The organism is Micromonospora trifolii (assembly GCF_050516465.1).
In the GTDB taxonomy this organism is placed as follows: domain Bacteria; phylum Actinomycetota; class Actinomycetes; order Mycobacteriales; family Micromonosporaceae; genus Micromonospora; species Micromonospora trifolii.
Genome location: NZ_CP191526.1, coordinates 2,611,697 through 2,628,616 on the forward strand (window position 1 = coordinate 2,611,697; position 16,920 = coordinate 2,628,616).

The window sequence follows — 16,920 nt, forward strand, 5'->3', positions numbered from 1 at the left end:
CCGATGGTTCAGGACAGAAAGTGGTGCAGCGCCGCGGTCAGGGCGTCGGGGTTCTCCTCGGCGACGTGGTGACCGGACTCGATCGGGTGGCCGCGTAGATCGGCGGCCCACGGGCGCCAGATGGCTAGCGGATCGCCGTACAGGTCTTCCAGGTCGTCCCGGGTCGACCACAGCAACAGAGTGGGGCAGCGGACAGTGCGGCCGTCGCGCCGGTCGGCTTCCTCGTGCGCCCGGTCGACGCCGAGGCCGGCTCGGTAGTCCTCCAGCATGGCCCGCACGGTGGCCGCATCGTGGATGGCCTGCCGGAACTCCTGGTAGTTCTCGGCTCCCATGCTCTCGGCCCGGGCCTTACTGGCGTACCAGGCATCGGGGTCGGCCGCGATGGCCCGCTCCGGCTTGTCCGGCTGGGCGAAGAAGAACCAGTGGTACCAGTCATGGGCGAATTTCGCATCGCACCGGGCAAGAGCCTCACTGATGGGCACGCCGTCGATGACCACCAGATGACTGACCGTATCGGGATGGTCCAGCGCCAGGCGTAACGCCACGTACGACCCACGATCGTGCCCGACCGTCGCGAACCTCGGATGGCCCAGTTCGTCCATCAGCTGGACCATGTCCGCGGCAACCACCCGCTTGGACTGCTGCGAGTGATCCGCGAGAATGCGCGCCTTGCCGGACTGCCCGTAGCCGCGCATGTCGGGGCAGACGACGGTGAACCCGCGATCAACCAGCTGCGGCGCGACCCGATGCCACGTCGACCCCGTCCGCGGATGTCCGTGGATGAGCAGGACCGCAGGCCCGTGCCCCGCATACCGGACCCGGAGCTCCACCTCCCCCACATCGATCCGCTCGTCCTCGAAACCGTCGAACATGCGCGACAAGTATCCGGTCACCCGCCGAGCAAACATCCGTTCACCGACTTGAGCGGTTGCGCGGCGCAGGCCACTCGGCAGGCCATCCGCGCATCGACGACGTCCTCGATTGGCCCAGGCGGTCAGGGCTTGCGGGCCACCGCGCCGTAGATGGAGGCGTCTGCCAGGGGTGGACGCTGCTCCGGTGGCACCTGCGACCGCCACTCGGTGACCGGGGCGATGCCCGGTTCGGCCAGCTCCAGGCCGGTGAAGAAGCGGGCGAACTCGGCGCGGTCGCGGGGTACGGCGTCCTGCTTCATCCGGCCGGCGGTGAACTCGGCCTCCATCCGCCTGACGATCTCGGCGGGGATGTGGTCGGTGGTGAAGTGGGTCAACGCCAGCCAGCTGCCCGACGGAAGCGCGTCGAGCAGGCGGGCGACCTGTTCGTGGGGGCGGTCGTCGTCGGTGAGGAAGTGCGTCACGGCGATCAGCACCAGGGCCACCGGTTGGGACAGGTCCAGGGTGGCGTGCAACTGCGGGTCGGCGAGGATCTTCTCGGGGTCGCGTAGGTCGGCGTCCAGGTAGGCGGTGGCGCCGGCCGGGTCGCTGGTCAGCAGCGCCCGGGCGTGGACAAGCACCATCGGGTCGTTGTCGACGTAGACCACCCGGGAGTCGGAGGCGACCGACTGCGCCACCTCGTGGGTGTTGTCGGCGCTCGGGATGCCGGTGCCGATGTCGAGGAACTGCCGGACGCCGACCTCCTCGGCGAGGAACCGGACCGCTCGGCCGAGGAAGGCCCGGTTTTCCCGGGCGAGGGTGCGTACCCCTGGGTAGACGGCCGCGATCTGGTCGCCGGACTCCCGGTCGACGGCGAAGTTGTCCTTGCCGCCGAGCCAGTAGTTGTAGCGGCGGGCCGGGTGGACCACGCTGGTGTCGATCCGGTCCGAAGGCGATGGTGTCGTCACGTGACCTCCCGAGGTCGACCGCCACCGATCGTAGGGGAAGAACGTCGATGTGGTGGCCCCGCGACGGCCCCGTCAGCCAGCGCGCGCACGGCGTCTACGGGGCCTACCAGCCCTTGCGGAACATCGTCCACGCCGTCCCGGCCGTGACCATCAGCCCGACCAGGACCGCGATCGGAATCGATCCCTCGCCCAGGGGACTGGTACGGCCGAGGCCGTACGTGTAGACGACGGCAGCCATCGCGGCGCCAGTCGCCAGACCGATGACGATGGCGAGCGCAGGGCGGCCAGCACTCCGTGACCGCGGCGGCTCCTTGTGGACGTGACTGTGGCTCTTTTCGAGGGTCATGTTCAGCCCGTACCCCGTCGGCGGAACGCAGACACCTGCACAGGTCGCTGCTGCCATTCGTCAGGAAACCGCTTACCCCGATGCTATTGACGCTCGTAACTGGCTGTCAGTACCGTGATGCGGGCAGCGAGAAAGCGCTTTCCGACCCCTCACCGTCCGACAGGGAGCGCCCCCATGCCCCGACACCTCCGTGCGTTCTGCCTGATCCTGCTCGCCATCGCCACCGTGGTGAGCACCACCACCGCCCTGCCCGCCGAGGCCGCCCCGCGCTTCCGGGTGTTGGTCTTCTCCAAGATCACGAACTTCTACCACGACTCGATCCCGGCCGGCATCGCCGCGATCCAGCAGCTCGGCGCCGCCCACAACTTCGAGGTCGTCGCCACCACCGACGCGGCGGCCTTCACCGACGCCAACCTCGCCACCTTCGACGCCCTCGTGTTCAACAACACCAACAGCCTCCCGACCTCGGGTGACCTGCTCAACGCCAGCCAGCGGGCGGCGTTGCAGACGTTCATCCGCAACGGCGGCGGTTGGGCCGGCCTGCACGCCGCCTCGGCCAGCGAACGCGACTGGCCTTGGTACGAGGGCCTGGTCGGCACGATCTTCGACTACCACCCCGACTTCTCGTCCACCGGCGGCACCTTCCCCGGGCGGGTCAAGGTGCTCGACCGCGCGCACCCTTCGACGCGTAACCTGCCGGAGCTCTGGGAGCAGAGCGAGGAGTGGTACAACTGGCGGACCAACCCGACCGGCAACGTGCACACCCTCGCCCAGATCAAGGTGCGCGACGGGATCAACGGCCTGGACGAGGGCGTCGACCACGCGTACTCCTGGTGTCAACGCTACGACGGCGGCCGGTCCTGGTTCACCGCCGGTGGGCACGCCAGCTCCCAGTTCAGCACCCCGACCTTCCTGGAGCACCTGCGCTACGGCATCGAGTGGGCGGCCGGCGCGGTCGCCGGTGACTGCTCGGCCACCAAGACCAGCAACTTCGAACGGGTGGGGCTGGTCACCGAGAACCTGGCCGACCCCTTCGAGCTGGCCGTCGGCCCGGACCGGAAGGTCTACTACATCCAGCGCACCGGCGCGCTGAAGGTGGTCAACTCCGACACCCTCCAGGTCACCACGCTGCTGGACTTCGCGTACACCTCGGCGATGACCGACCAGTCCGACGGCCTGCTCGGGATGACCCTGGACCGCAACTTCGCCAGCAACGGCTGGATCTACCTGCTCTGGTCGGACAAGACCCTCAAACAGCTCAACCTGTCCCGGTTCACGGTCGCCAACAACAGCGTCGCGCTCTCCTCGGAGAAACGCCTGCTGGCCATCCCCACCTACCGGGGTGAGGGCCGGGCCAACTCGCACATGGGCGGTTCGCTGGCCATGGACGCCGCCGGACGGCTCTACGCGGCGATCGGCGACAACACCGACCCGTTCGCCTCCAGCGGCTACACCCCGGTCGACGAACGCGCCGGTCGTGCCGCCTGGGACGCCCAGGGCACCGCCGGCAACACCAACGACCTGCGCGGCAAGATCCTGCGGATCACCCCACAATCCGACGGTACGTACACAGTGCCCAGCGGCAACCTCTTCCCGGCCGGCACCGCGAGGACCAGGCCGGAGATCTACGCGATGGGCATGCGCAACCCGTTCCGGATCACCATCGAGCCGCAGACCAACGCGGTGCTGGTGGCCGACTACGGCCCGGACGCCCGCGCCGCCGACCCCAACCGCGGTCCGGAGGGGACTGTCGAGTTCAACCGGATCACCAGCGCCGGCAACTTCGGATGGCCGTACTGCGTGGGCAACAACATCCCGTTCAACGACTACAACTTCGCCACCAGCACCTCGGGGGCGAAGTTCAACTGCGCCGCACCGGTGAACAACTCACCCAACAACACCGGCCTGACCACCCTGCCGGCGGCGAAGTCCGCGCTGGTCTGGTACGCGTACTCCGCCTCCACCCAGTTCCCCGAGCTGGGCACCGGCGGTGGCGGGCCGATGAGCGGACCGGTCTACGACTACGACCCGGCCAACACCCGCACCACGAAGTTCCCCGAGTACTTCGAGGGCAAGTGGATCACCTACGAGCTGACCCGCAGGTGGTTCAAGACGCTGTCGATCCACAAGACCGCGCAGACCTTCAGCAACGCGCGCTTCGGCCCGACCGCCGTGGGTGACCTCCAGTCGATCAACGGGATCTTCGGCAACATGAGCTGGATCCAGCCCTTCGAGGCGGAGTTCGGCCCGGACGGTTCGCTCTACGTCATCGACTTCGGCGAGGGCACCGGCAGTGGTCGCGGCGGCAGCAACGCCGGCGCGGGCATCTACCGGATCGACTACGTCGCCAACGGGCGGCCACCGACAGCGAAGATCACCGCCACCCCGGACAGCGGACGTACGCCGCTCGCGGTGACGTTCTCCTCGGCCGGGTCGTCGGCCGGTGACGGGTCGGCGCTCAGCTACGCCTGGGACTTCACCAACGACGGCAGCACCGACTCCACCGCCGCCAACCCGAGCCACACCTACTCGACGGCCGGGAAGCACACCGCCCGGCTGACCGTGCGCAACAGCGGCAACGGGTTGACCGCCACCGCGGTCACCGACGTGGTGGTCGGCAACACCCGACCGACGGTGACCATCACCGTTCCCAACGGCGGGTTCTTCGACTTCGGGGACAAGATCCCGTACACGGTGACGGTCACCGACCCGGAGGAGAGCACGATCGACTGCGCCAAGGTGACCGTGCAGACCCAACTCGGCCACGACTCGCACGCCCACCCGCTGGACGTCTACACCGGCTGCTCGGGGCTGCTCGCCACCGAGGCGGACGCCGGTGACGGCCACGGGCCGGGGCAGAACCTCTACACCCTGATCACCGCGCAGTACACCGACGGCGGCGCGGCCGGCGGCGTACCGGCGCTGACCGGCTCGACCCGCGTCCAGTTGCAGCCCAAGAGCAAGGAGGCCGAGCACTTCAGCGCCCAGTCCGGCGTCACGGTCAACGACCGGGCCACCGCCCGCGCCGGCAAGCGGCTCGGCGAGGTCGACCACAACGACTGGGTGGCGTTCGGGCCGGCGGACCTGCGCAACGTCGGCTCGGTGACGCTCGGGGTGACCAACGGCGGGCTCGGCGGCACCATCGAACTGCGGACCGGCTCGCCCACCGGCACGCTGATCGGCTCGGCCACCATCGGCTCCACCGGCGGCTGGGACAACCTGGTCTCCCCCACCGTCACGCTGACCAACAAGCCCACCGGCACGACCACCCTGTACGCGAAGTTCGTCAACGCCGCCCAGGTCAATGGCACCCCGGACCTGCTCGCCCTGGACTGGCTGCGGTTCAACGGCGCCGGGGTCAAACAGGAGCCGGGCGGGACGTTGTCCCTGGCCGCCAATCCGACCGGCGGCACCGCGCCGCTGACCACCACGCTCACCGCCACAGCGACGGCGCCGTCCGGGCAGAGCATCACCGACTACGCGTGGGACTTCGGCGACAACAGCGCCATCACGCACGGAGCGACACTACGGTCGACGGCTCACAGCTACCCGCGCAAGGGGACCTTCACCGCCCGGGTGACGGTCACCTACACCAGCGGGGAGACCCGCTCGCTCAACCTGACCATCACTGTCACCTGACCGTCGGGCGATGGCGGGCGGGGTCCACCCGGCCCGCCGCCGCCCGGCCGGGGTGCGCGGAGGCGGCGACGACGTTCTGGCCGTTATCGCGCGGATCGTCGCCTCGGTTGGTGGTCGCGCTGACGCCTGCGAGTCCACAGCCGTGAGCGATGGCTGTCGTACCTGTGTGCGAGGCTTCGGGGCATGGCGACTTTCGTTCTGATCCACGGCGGCGGGGGCAGCGCCTGGGACTGGCATCTCCTTGTCCCCGAGCTGACCAGCCGCGGCCACGACGTGGTCGTACCGGAACTGCCGATCGAGGACAAGTCCGCGGGGTTCGCCGAGTTCTGCCGGACGGTCGTCGACGCGATCGGCGACCGGAGAGACCTCGTGGTCGTCGGGCACTCGTACGGTGCGTTCACCGCGCCGCTCATTGCCGACAGGCTGCCGGTGCGGCTGATCGTCCTGCTCACACCGATGATCCCCAAGCCCGGCGAGAGGCCCGGCGACTGGTGGGCCAACACCGGTTACCGCAGCGCGGAAGGGCTCAGCGAGGAGCAGCAGTTCTACAACGGTGTGCCGACCGAGGTCGTCGCGGAGGCAGCGGCACACGGCCGGGACCAGGTCAGCGCGGAGGGAAACGAGCCGTGGCCCCTGGACGCCTGGCCAGACGTGCCGACGACCGTGCTCATCGCACGCGAGGACCGGTTTTTCCCGGCGGACTTCCAGCGCCGGGTGGCCGTCGACCGACTCGGCACCGCCCCGGACGAGATAGGCGGGGGTCACTCGGTGGCGTTCAGCCACCCGAAGCAACTCGCCGACCGCCTGACCGCGTACCTGTTGCCCTGAAGGCGGAACCAGGGCCGTCACGGTCCGAACCTCCCGGCACCCCAGGAAGCCGGAAATAGGTTACCGTCGATGCATGGTCTCGCGTCGATCGGTCCTGCGGGCGGTACCGCTTGCGGCCGCTGCCCTTACCGCCGTCCCAGGTGATCCCCGTTGGCTCGGCCCGTCGTCCACCTCGGCGGATGCGGACCGCGTACCACCCGACCCGGCCACGATGCAGGCCACCGCTACCGCCGTTCGCGGCTTCACGGCCGACCTCTACGGCACGCTGGCATCGACCCGGGCAGGCGGCAATGTGGTGTGCGCGCCGTACTCGGTCGGGCTCGCCCTCACGATGACCAGGGCGGGCGCCGGCTCGACCACGGCGGACGAGATGGACGCGGTGCTCCACGCGCCGCATCCGCGCCCCCGCGCGCTCGACAGCGGGTTCAACACCGTTGAGCAGACGCTCGCCGGTTTGTACCAGGACAGTGACGGGATAAAGCAGCCTCGGCTGACCACGGCCAACGCGCTGTGGACACGACTCGACCTGGTCCTGCGGCCCGGGTTCCGGGACGCCCTGGCCGGCTACTACGGTGCCGCGCCGCAACCGGTCGACTTTCGCGGCGCGCCGGAGGTGGCACGCCAGGAGATCAACACCTGGGTGTCCGATCGGACCAACGCGAAGATCCCGGAGCTGTTGCAGCCCGACGCCGTGGGCCCCGACACCAGCCTGATGCTGACCAACACGATCTACCTCAAGGCGGCCTGGAAGTACCCGTTCACCCTGACGGCCACGACGGTGGGACCGTTCACCAGGGATGACGGGACCGTCGTCGACGTCCCGGTCATGCGCGGGCCGTTCGACAGGATGGGCTACCTCGAGGGGGACGGGTGGCGCGCCGTCGACGTGCCGTACGCCGGCGACGGGCTTGCCATGGCCATCGTCATGCCGACCCGGGACAATCTCGCCGCGGTCGAGGCGAACCTCGATGCGACCTGGCTGGGCGCATTGCTGACCGGGTTCCAGATCACCGACGTCCAACTGCGCCTGCCCCGGTGGACGTTCCGCCTCCCGGCCGAGTTGGGTGCCGCGCTGAGCAGCCTCGGCATGCCCACGGCATTCACGTCACAGGCCGATTTCACCGGCATGAGCACCGAACCGGCGCTGTGCATCGACAACGTGGTGCACGAGACGTTCATCGCGGTGGACGAGAAGGGCACCGAGGCCGCAGCCGCGTCGGCCGTCATCGTCCGGCCGCCGTCGATCCCGCAGGGGCCGCAGTTCTTCGTCAACCGGCCATTCCTGTACGTCATCCACGACCGGCTCACCGGCGTACCGCTGTTCCTCGGCCGGGTCCACGACCCGCTGGTCAACGGCCCAGCCTGACCGGGCGTTCCGGGTGTGGGGCGGTGCACATCGGCACCGCCCCACGCCCGGCTGAACAGTTACTGCCAGGAACTCTGTTGGGTGTAGACGAGGTTGCCGGGGACCACAGTGCCGTTGGTGCGGTACTCCGTGTACGCCCAGAAGTCGCCCTCGGCCAGCGGCTTGTTCGGCTTCAGCGTGAAGTTGAAGCCCTGACCGCGCTCCGAGGTGGAGGGCAGCGTGAGGGTGGCACCGGAATACTTGGCGTTGCGGCCGATGATGGCGTGCTTCAGGTCGAAGTCGACGACCGGGCCGCCGGGCACCTGCGCGAACACGTAAGCGCTGTAGCGTCCGGGCTCGGGCAGGAACTTGTACGCCTGCTCGGCGCTGGTCCAGAACCTGTCACTGCTGTAGATGAGGGTGTCGCCCTTGTACAGGTAGAGATCGAGGTTCGTGTTCGGATCGGCGGTGTTGGCCTCGACGACAATGCCGGCGGTGTTCGCCGGCACCGTGAAGTCGACCTTCTTCACTCCGGTGGCGCTCGGGTCGAACACTCCGCCGTAGACGCCGGCCGGCATCGAGTACGACGTGCGCCGCATCGGGGTGTAACCGGTGCTGCGACCGACGAGTGACCCGGTGAAGCCCGGCTGGACCATGCCGAAGGCGCCGTTGGTCATCCGGGCGAACTCCTCGCCGTCGTCCGCGTACGGCCGGGCCGAGATGCCCCACGGACGGGCGGCGACCGGAATCCGGGCGCTGTGGGCCTTGCCGCGCCAGGTGATCGACCCGGTCACGTACCGGTCCCAGGGCGCACTGCCCCGACGCAGCGTGATGGTTACCGTCGCGGACTTGCCGGGCGCCAGGGTCACCGATGCCGGCGACACGGTGACCTTCATGCCGGGCAGACCGGACACCGACGAACGGTAGGTCTCCCGCGCCTTGCCCACATTGGTCAGGGTGCGGGTGAGGGTCACCGGGCGGGTCCCGTCGTACTCGCGCAACGAGATGGCCGGCAGGTTGAGTGCCTTGCCGTCGGGTTCGGCCGTCTCGCTGAACTCGATCAGTTCTGCCGCCGTGGGTTCGATGACCAGTCCCGGGTCGGTGGCTCGGGGCAGATTGATGAATCCGCTGCCCTGGTCGAGGGGGCTGCTGGTGCCGACGGTGTCGGTGGCGGTGGTGCGCAGGGCCGAGGCGACCGCGCCGGGTGACCAGTCCGGGTGCGTGGCGCGAAGGATCGCCGCCGCTCCGGCCACGTACGGCGAGGCCATCGAGGTGCCGGAGTACGCGTCGTACTGTCGCCCGAAGTTGCCCGCTGGTGAGACCGCGGCGATGATGTTCGAACCGGGCGCGACCAGGTCCGGCTTGAAGACGCCGAGGGTCACCTTGTCCGGGCCGGTGGAGGAGAAGTCCGCCACGCTCGGTATGCCCGGGACGCTGGAGCCGTCACCGCCGGCGCGCAGCGACACGGTGGCGTCGGTGGGGTGGCGCATCAGGTAGTTGAACAGCGTGCCGGCCTGCTTCTCGGTCGGCAGGTAGACCACCGGGAAGTTGAAGATGGAGTTGATCCGGTAGTTGCCGACCGGGTCGAACACCACCATCGCCGCCCCGCCCTTGGCCTTGATCTCGGCCGCGGAGCCGAACATGTCGGACAGCGCGCAGGCGACCACCTTGCCCTTGATCTTGGCGGGGTCCAGGCTGCCGGGCTCGCAGTAGACCGCGCCCAGATCCGGCGAGCCGGCCTGTTCACCGAAGACCAGCGGCCGTGCGCCACCGCCGGGCAGCGCGTCCAGCGAGCCGCCGACCAGCTTCGTGCCGTCGCCCAGCTTGGCGGTGGCCTCGTCGAGCTTGGTCACCGCCGCACCGACCGTGGTCACCCAGGGCGCCGCGTTGCTGATCGCTCCACTCACGATGCCGGTGTTGCCGGCCGACGCCGCCACGAAGACCCCGGCCAGCGAGGCGTTGAGGAACGCCACGCCGATGGGGGTGTTGGCCTCCCAGTCGCCGAGATCGGAACCGATCGAGAAGTTCAGCACCTGCACACCGTCGGCGACGGCCGCGTCGATGCCGGCGATGATGTCGGCGTCGTAGCCCATGCCACCCCAGAGCACCTTGTAGACGGCGATCTGGGCGTCCGGTGCCACCCCGGAGACGGGACCGAAGCGGCGACCGTCGATGGTGACGTTCGACAGGGGCAGACCGGCCGCGGTGGACGCGGTGTGCGTGCCGTGCCCGGCCATGTCCCGGGGGGAGAGTACCTCGCCCTCCGGCACAGAGCCGCCGCCGGCGAGCCAGGTGTCGGCGAAGTAGCGGGCGCCGACGATCTTGCCGTTGCAGTGTTCGGCCACGAAGGCGACGCCGGTCTGGCAGGTGCCGTGCCAGGTCGCGGGGGCGGGCATCTTCTTGGCGAACGACGCGCTCTCCGGCCAGATGCCGGTGTCCAGGACGCCGATCACCATGCCCGCGCCCGTGCCGGGGCCAGGCTTGGCCGGCCGGCCGGAGCGGTCCGTCAGCGCCGACTGCTCCGCGCCACTCGGGGTGGCGGGCGTCGGGTTGGCGGCGGTCGCCGTGGTCGTGGTGGGCGGCGCCGAGGGGGTGCCGAGGGCCCGCGAGGCGGTGACGGCGCGGACGCGCTTGTCCGCCCGCAACGTGCTCACCTGCTGGGCGGTCAGCTTCGCCGAGAACCCGTTGAAGGCTGCGGTGTAGACGGCGTTGACCTTGACCCCGGCCGCGGCGGTGACGGCGTCCCGCTGCGCGTCGAGGTGCCGGCGGTACGCCTGCGACGGCGTCGACGTCACGTCCAGCCGGTTGCCCGCCGCCGGGCGGGTCCGCGCCAGACCAGACACCCCGCCGGTGTACGTGGTCAACGGGTCTTCGGCCAACTCGACGACGTACATGCCGGAGCCGGTTTCGTCGACGGCTGCCTTCGGCGTGGCCGCAGGGTTGCCGCGGGGTCGGCGGTCGGCCCCGTCGGTCAGGGTGACCTTCCGGTCGGACCCGGCGGTGAAGTAACCGGCGCCACTACCGTTACCCGACGACCCCGCGGGTGCCGCCGACGCCGTTCCCGCGACACCGGTGGTACCGGTGATCAGGGCGACGACCAGCGTAGGTATCGCCAGTCTTCGCAGCCTGTTTCCGCTCGTGCCTGTAGCCACGAGGCTCCTTTCGATTGCTCCCTTGTGGAGCACTTCTCATTGATCGCGACCCGCCATTGGGAGCGCTCCCCCACCCAAGTCCACGACGGTTAATCGAGGATTTGCGTGGTGTTACGGATCGTCGGTACTGGCAAGATCACCGTACGCGCGGTAGGTAGTGGGTCGTCAATACCATGATCGAAACGGCGGACCCTCGGCCGGGCCGGCGCCAGGAGGACGGCGACCGCACGGCCGAGGTCAAGGCTCGCCTCGCGGACGGCGTCCATTTGGGACGAGCCGGCGTTCACGAACCCCAGTACCACCAGGTTGCACCTGGTCGGTGGTCAGTTGCGGGGCCAGACCTGGACCGGCACGCGCGGGAAGGCCACTGTCAGGAGCTGTTCGGTGCGGAGGTCGCGCAGCAGGCAGTCCGGCCAGGTGTCCAGTACCTCGGGCAGGGTGCGGTAACCGAGGGCCAACTGGAGCAGCGCACCCGGTGGGATGGCGGCATGGGTTCCGGGATCGGTGGACGGGCTGATAGCGCCGCGCATGGCGGTCACGCCAGCCAGTCTGCCGTCGGTGAACTCAAGTCGAGCGGCACGGCCGTACATGTCGATGATCAACGTCGGCTCGGGCCATTGCAGGTCGGCTGCCTGCCAGCGGGCCCGCAGCAGCGGTTGCAGCCGGGCAAGCAGGTCGGCCGGGTCACCGGTGCGGACGTACCAGCCTCTGGGACGCCTCGGTACGCCGGCCGGGCTGAGCCGGACCAGTGGGTGCTCGGGGCCGAGGATGGGGCGGACCGCCGTGAACGGCTCTTGTGCCGACGCCTCGTACCGCCGTCCTACCTGGGCGAGGTGTATGTGCATGGCGACGGCGGCCTGCGGCCAGTCGGCCGATCGATCGGTCGCGGCCGCGAACACGTTCAGCTCGCCGGCTGCGGAGAGCCGGGAACCGTGCACCAGGTAGCCACCCACATCAACACCCTGGACCAGCACCGTGACCTCCCGCCGGGCGAGATCCGCCGGACGGCGACCGGAGATCTCGTACCGCCACACCGCGGCGTCTCTCGGGCAAAGCAGGACGTCTCCGCCAGCGAGCCGCCGGTCGATGCGGGCGAGCGCATCCGCATCGGCAACGGTGGCCGGCCGGACCGCGAGGCCGTTGGAGCGGTCCGGCTCGATGGCCGGCAGCACGGCGGCGGGCACCGTCGGAGCGCCGTCGTTCGCCAGGGCATAGTCGTAGCCGAGCCGCCGGTAGAAGTAGGGAATCCCCTCGATCACCTGCACCGGCACACCATCGGCCGCGTACCTCTGGTGCAGTGCGGCGAACAACCGTTCGGTGAGCCGGTTGCCGCGGTGCTCGGGCGCCGTTCCGACCAGCTCGACCTGGGCCACCGGCAGCCGAACCCCGGCAAGGCTCCAGTACTGCCGCAGCCCCACCAGACTTGCCACCAGGCATCCGGTGGCCGCGTCCTCGGCAACCAGGAAGTCCTCGGGTACGACGGAGGGGTGACCGTCCAGCAGGTCTTCCACCCAGGCGGCGATGCCGGGGTGTGGTTGACCGCCGGTCACCGCCTGAAGCTGAACCGAGGCGTGCAGGCGGGCTAGTTCGGCGGCGTCGCTGGCTCGGCCGGGCCGAACCACGTAACTGTCGCTCTCCGGTGTCATGCCGTGTCTCCCGTGGGCTCAGATGCGAGTTCTCTCCACAATGGTTGCACGGCCGAACCATCTGGTTGTACCGTCGAACCATGCAGGCTGGTGAGCTCGACGCGGCGCAGGAGGCACTGATGCGGTTCGTCCGCAACTTCGGCCTCCATCAGCCCGACCGGACTCCCTGCGGGCAGCCGCTGCCGGTGTCCGAGGCGCACGCCATGGTGGAGATCGCCCGGGAGGGACACATCCGGCAGGTGGAGTTGGCTCGCCGGCTGCGGCTGGAGAAGAGCAGCGTCAGCCGCCTGGTCACCAATCTGGTCAACCGGGGCTGGGTGCACCGGGAGACAGCCGAGGGTGACGGTCGCGGCGTTCTGCTTCTGCTGACTGCCGCGGGCACCACGGCCGCTGCCCGACAGGCCAACGCCCGTCGGGCCCGGCTCACCGCCCTGCTCGATCGCGTTCCCGACGACCAGCGCGCGGCAGTGGTGCGTGCGCTCCAAACCCTCGCGGAGGCCACCGGTGAACCGTTCTGACCGCCCTCGTCCCCATCGGGCTCTGCTCCTGGCGACCATCGCCGTCGCCGCGCTGATCGGCGGCTGCGCCGACGACTCCGCGCCGTCGACACCGACACCGACCACCTCCGATCGGCAGGCCGACGTCGCCGAACGAGGCGCTTCGGTCATGCCGTTCGACCTGGAACGCACCACGCACCGCTTTATGACGACCGACACCGGCGGCGTGCAGACCGTGGTCGCCGACGACCCCCAGGACACCACCCAGATCACCCTTGTCCAACAGCACCTGAGCGCCGAGGTCGAGCGGTTCCGGCGAGGTGACTTCAGCGACCCCGCCCGCATCCACGGCACCGAGATGCCCGGTCTGGCAACGCTTCGGGCACACGGCGGGCGGATCACCATCACGTACGAAGCCATTCCCGACGGCGCGCGCGCCACCTACGCCACGGACGACGCGGGGCTTCGCGATGCCCTGCACCACTGGTTCGATGCCCAGGTCAGCGACCACGGCTCGCACGCCACCCGCTAGGCGCCACCAGCCGGCTGCACCGGGCCTTCCCGGCGGCGCCAGAGCACCGTGCACGCCGCGGCCAGGGCCAGCCCGAGCAGCGGTGCGACGCCCACCCCGGCGAGTGTGCAGGCCACCGCGAGCAGCGCCGGCGGCACCCAGCACCAGGCGGGCACGGTACGCGGGACCCGACCGCGCCGACGGGCCGCGGCTTCCACGGCCATCGGCACCACCAGCACCGGCAACGCGGCGGCCAGCAGGGTCAGCCAGGGCAGCACCAGACGGTCGAACCGCGCCACCGCCAGCATCCCGCCGAGCACCGCGACGGCGAGCATCGCCACCCGGGCCGGCACCCGCGGCGTCAGGCCGCGGATCGCCAGCGCACCGGAGTACGTGGTGGTCAGCGCCGCCGCGAAGACCGCCACCGCGACGAACAGATTCGCGTACGCGGCCAGCCCCGACCCGGCGGCGAGCAACGCGACCACGTCGGCCGAGCCGGTCCGCAACCACAGGCCGGCGCCGGCGAGCACCCCGAGCAGCGCCGGCCCGATCAGGAGCCCCACGCACCAGGCCAGGTCCCGCCTTCGGGAAAGGCCCACGCTGAAGTCTGGTGCCCGCAGCGCGAACACGGCCGCGTACCCGATCAGCGCGGCGGCGTCGGCGAGCCCACCGCCGGCGAGGCGGACCGGCGCGCCGGGTGGTGGCAGCACCGTCAGGCACCAGCCGACCAGCACCACCGCGCTGAGCGTGGTGACCACCGCGACCCGGTTGCCGAGCCGGGCCGGCGCCCAGGAGACGGCGAGGACCGCCACCTCCAGCAGCGCCGGCCCGGCCCAGCCCGGCAGGTGGGTCAGCGCGGCCAGCGAGGCCCCGCCGAGCCCGACGTTGAACCCGTTCCAACCGACCATCGACACGGCCAGCACCACCGCCAGCAGCAGCCGCGAGGTGTCCCCCAGGTACGCGGGCAGCACCGCTGTCAACGTCCCGCCGTCGCCGAGCGGTCGGCGCAGCCCGATCCGGCCCTGCCCCCAGAGCAGGGCCGCCATCAGCGCCCCGCCGACCAGCAGCCCGGCCACCGGCACCGCGCCGCCGTGTCGGGCAGCCATCGCAGCGCCGAGCACCAGCGTGGCCGGTGCGGTCCCGATGCCCAGCCAGGCGCCGACCGCCGCCGGCCACCGCCGTTCGGGGATGTCAGACAACGTGGCGCAGGTAGCCGGCGATCGCCGCGTCAAGCACCTCCGCGCCCGGACGCGCCCACACCTCGGCGGAGAAGACCTCCACCTCGATCGGGCCGACGTAGCCGGCCGCGTCCACCGCCTCGCGCAGCCGACGCAGCTCGATGCAGCCGTCGCCGGGCAGCGCCCGGCCGAGCAGCACCCCCTCCGGCAGCGGGGTCACCCAGTCGCAGACCTGAAACGCGGCGATCCGGGCGCCGGCCCGCGCGATCTGCGCGTACACCGTGTCGTCCCACCAGACGTGGTACGCGTCGACGACCACGCCGACCACCGCCGGGTCGAACCGCTCGGCGATGTCCAGCGCCTGGCCGAGGGTGGCGATCACGCACCGGTCGGCGGCGAACATCGGGTGCAGCGGCTCGATGGCCAGCCGTACGCCGGCGGCCTCGGCGTGCGGTGCCAGCTCGCCGATCGCGTCGGCGACCCGACGCCGCGCGCCGTCGACGTCCCGGCTGCCGGCCGGCAGCCCACCGGAGACCAGTACCAGCTCCGGGGCCCCGAGGGCGGCGGCCTCCTCGATGGCCCGCAGGTTCTCCGCGCGCCAGTCGTCGGCGGAGAAGAACCCGCCCCGGCACAGGGACGTGACGGCGAGGCCGGCGTCGCGGACCAGTTTCGCCGAGCGGGCCAACCCGTACTCGGCCACCGGCTCCCGCCACAGGCCGATGCCCGGCACGCCGGCCGCCACGCACCCGGCCACCACCTCGGGAAGCGGCCAGCGCTGGGCGGTCGCCTGGTTGAACGAGAAGCGCGCGAGGCTCATTGCTCCACCCCCGCCACCGTGAAGAAGGCCCGGGCGCGGGCGGCGGCCAGGTCGGCGTCGGGCAGCAGCCCGGCCGCGTCGGCCAGGGTGAGCAGGGTGGCAAGGTGCGCCGGAGACCGGCCGGACTGCGCGCCACCGACCATCGTGAAGTGGTCCTGGTGCCCGGCCAGCCAGGCCAGGAACACGATCCCCGTCTTGTAGTGCCAGGTCGGCGCCGCGAACAGGTGCCGGGCCAGCGGCACGGTGGGCCCGAAGATCTCGTCGTACGCCGTCAGGTCCCCCCGATCCAGGGCGGCCAGCGCGGCGGCGGCGGCCGGCGCAATGGCCGCGAACACCCCGAGCAGCGCGTCGGAATGACCCATCTCGTCACCCCGGATCAGCTCCGGGTAGTGGAAGTCGTCACCGGTGTAGAGGCGTACCCCGGCGGGCAGGCGGCGGCGCAACGCGACCTCCCGGTCGGCGTCCAGCAGCGACACCTTGATGCCGTCCACCTTGGACTGGTGCGCCTTGATCAGCTCGATCACCGTGTCGGCGGCCAGGTCCAGGTCGACCGCCCCCCAGTAGCCGGTCAACGCCGGGTCGAACATCGGGCCCAGCCAGTGCAGCACCACCGGTTCGTCGGCGGCGCCCAGCAGCTCGTCGTACACGCGCAGGTAGTCCTCCGGGCCGCGCGCGGCGGCGGCCAGGTGCCGGCTGCACATCAGCACCGGCCGGGCCCCGGCGGCGCGGACGTCGTCGAGCTGCTCGGCGTACGCGGCGGTGACCGCCGCCAGGGTGGCCGGGCCGACCGGCAGTTGGTCGGTGCCGACCCCGGCGACGATCCGCCCGCCCACCGCGCGGGCCTCGGCGGCGCTACGCCGGATCAGCTCCCGGGTGGCCGGGTAGTCAAGCCCCATCCCCCGCTGGGCGGTGTCCATCGCCTCGGCGACCCCCAGCCCGTACGACCACAGGTGCCGCCGGAAGGCGAGGGTGGTGTCCCAGTCCACCGCCGCCGGGGCACCCGGCACGTTCTCCGCGCCCGGGTCGGCGACCACGTGCGCGGCGGCGTACGCGATCCGGCTGGTCGCCGGTGCGTCCGGTCGGGCGAAGCCGCCGCCCCCGGCGAGCAGGTGCCGCCGCCCACCGGGCAGCACCACCTCGGCGCT

At 70.9% G+C, this 16,920-nt stretch carries 13 protein-coding genes; 5 read left to right on the top strand and 8 right to left on the bottom strand.

The window, feature by feature from the left end; all coding sequences use genetic code 11:
• Nucleotides 1–8 precede the first annotated feature (8 nt).
• From ACQRWP_RS12150 to ACQRWP_RS12160, 3 genes are all read right to left on the bottom strand, one after another.
• The gene (locus ACQRWP_RS12150; protein ID WP_430502329.1) at nt 9–872 is read right to left on the bottom strand and encodes an alpha/beta fold hydrolase; all 864 of its coding nucleotides are present in this window, start codon (nt 870–872) and stop codon (nt 9–11) included.
• A 122-nt stretch (nt 873–994) separates the two neighbouring features.
• Nucleotides 995–1,816 carry an SAM-dependent methyltransferase gene (locus tag ACQRWP_RS12155; protein ID WP_430502330.1) on the bottom strand — a complete coding sequence of 274 codons (822 nt, stop codon included), beginning with the start codon at nt 1,814–1,816 and terminating at the stop codon, nt 995–997.
• Between the two features lie 103 nt (nt 1,817–1,919).
• Complete coding sequence (locus ACQRWP_RS12160; protein ID WP_430502331.1) at nt 1,920–2,162, bottom strand: hypothetical protein; 243 nt, start codon at nt 2,160–2,162, stop codon at nt 1,920–1,922.
• Nucleotides 2,163–2,336: 174 nt separating this feature from the next.
• Here ACQRWP_RS12160 and ACQRWP_RS12165 point away from each other — a divergent pair, with 174 nt between their 5' ends.
• From ACQRWP_RS12165 to ACQRWP_RS12175, 3 genes are all read left to right on the top strand, one after another.
• The gene (locus ACQRWP_RS12165) at nt 2,337–5,801 is read left to right on the top strand and encodes a ThuA domain-containing protein (protein WP_430502332.1); all 3,465 of its coding nucleotides are present in this window, start codon (nt 2,337–2,339) and stop codon (nt 5,799–5,801) included.
• A gap of 183 nt (nt 5,802–5,984) precedes the next feature.
• On the top strand, nt 5,985–6,629 hold the full coding sequence (locus ACQRWP_RS12170) for an alpha/beta fold hydrolase (RefSeq protein WP_430502333.1): 645 nt from the start codon (nt 5,985–5,987) through the stop codon (nt 6,627–6,629).
• A 73-nt stretch (nt 6,630–6,702) separates the two neighbouring features.
• The gene (locus tag ACQRWP_RS12175; protein WP_430502334.1) at nt 6,703–7,995 is read left to right on the top strand and encodes a serpin family protein; all 1,293 of its coding nucleotides are present in this window, start codon (nt 6,703–6,705) and stop codon (nt 7,993–7,995) included.
• A 59-nt stretch (nt 7,996–8,054) separates the two neighbouring features.
• On the opposite strand, the gene ACQRWP_RS12180 is transcribed toward ACQRWP_RS12175, so the two are convergent.
• Nucleotides 8,055–11,126 carry a S8 family serine peptidase gene (locus ACQRWP_RS12180; RefSeq protein ID WP_430502335.1) on the bottom strand — a complete coding sequence of 1,024 codons (3,072 nt, stop codon included), beginning with the start codon at nt 11,124–11,126 and terminating at the stop codon, nt 8,055–8,057.
• A gap of 323 nt (nt 11,127–11,449) precedes the next feature.
• Nucleotides 11,450–12,772: a GNAT family N-acetyltransferase gene (locus ACQRWP_RS12185; RefSeq protein WP_430502336.1), complete on the bottom strand. Its 1,323-nt coding sequence runs from the start codon at nt 12,770–12,772 to the stop codon at nt 11,450–11,452.
• 80 nt (nt 12,773–12,852) lie between these two features.
• Between ACQRWP_RS12185 and ACQRWP_RS12190 the strand changes: the two genes are divergently transcribed.
• Entirely contained in the window at nt 12,853–13,290 is a 438-nt protein-coding gene (locus ACQRWP_RS12190) for a MarR family winged helix-turn-helix transcriptional regulator (protein ID WP_430502337.1), read from the top strand.
• Nucleotides 13,277–13,801 (top strand): hypothetical protein, encoded by a 525-nt coding sequence (locus ACQRWP_RS12195; RefSeq protein ID WP_430502338.1) that lies wholly within the window; start codon nt 13,277–13,279, stop codon nt 13,799–13,801. Before ACQRWP_RS12190 ends, ACQRWP_RS12195 begins: the two co-directional genes overlap by 14 nt.
• Here the strand turns inward: ACQRWP_RS12195 and ACQRWP_RS12200 are convergent.
• From ACQRWP_RS12200 to ACQRWP_RS12210, 3 genes are read right to left on the bottom strand one after another with little or no spacing between them, the layout of a single operon-like run.
• Nucleotides 13,798–14,979: a hypothetical protein gene (locus tag ACQRWP_RS12200; RefSeq protein WP_430502339.1), complete on the bottom strand. Its 1,182-nt coding sequence runs from the start codon at nt 14,977–14,979 to the stop codon at nt 13,798–13,800. The two genes, ACQRWP_RS12195 and ACQRWP_RS12200, sit on opposite strands and share 4 nt — an antisense overlap.
• Nucleotides 14,972–15,775, bottom strand: coding sequence for a sugar phosphate isomerase/epimerase family protein (locus ACQRWP_RS12205; RefSeq protein WP_430502340.1), 804 nt, complete (start codon nt 15,773–15,775; stop codon nt 14,972–14,974). The genes ACQRWP_RS12200 and ACQRWP_RS12205 overlap by 8 nt, the downstream gene beginning before the upstream one ends.
• On the bottom strand, nt 15,772–16,884 hold the full coding sequence (locus ACQRWP_RS12210) for a dihydrodipicolinate synthase family protein (RefSeq protein ID WP_430503189.1): 1,113 nt from the start codon (nt 16,882–16,884) through the stop codon (nt 15,772–15,774). Before ACQRWP_RS12210 ends, ACQRWP_RS12205 begins: the two co-directional genes overlap by 4 nt.
• Nucleotides 16,885–16,920: the final 36 nt, after the last annotated feature.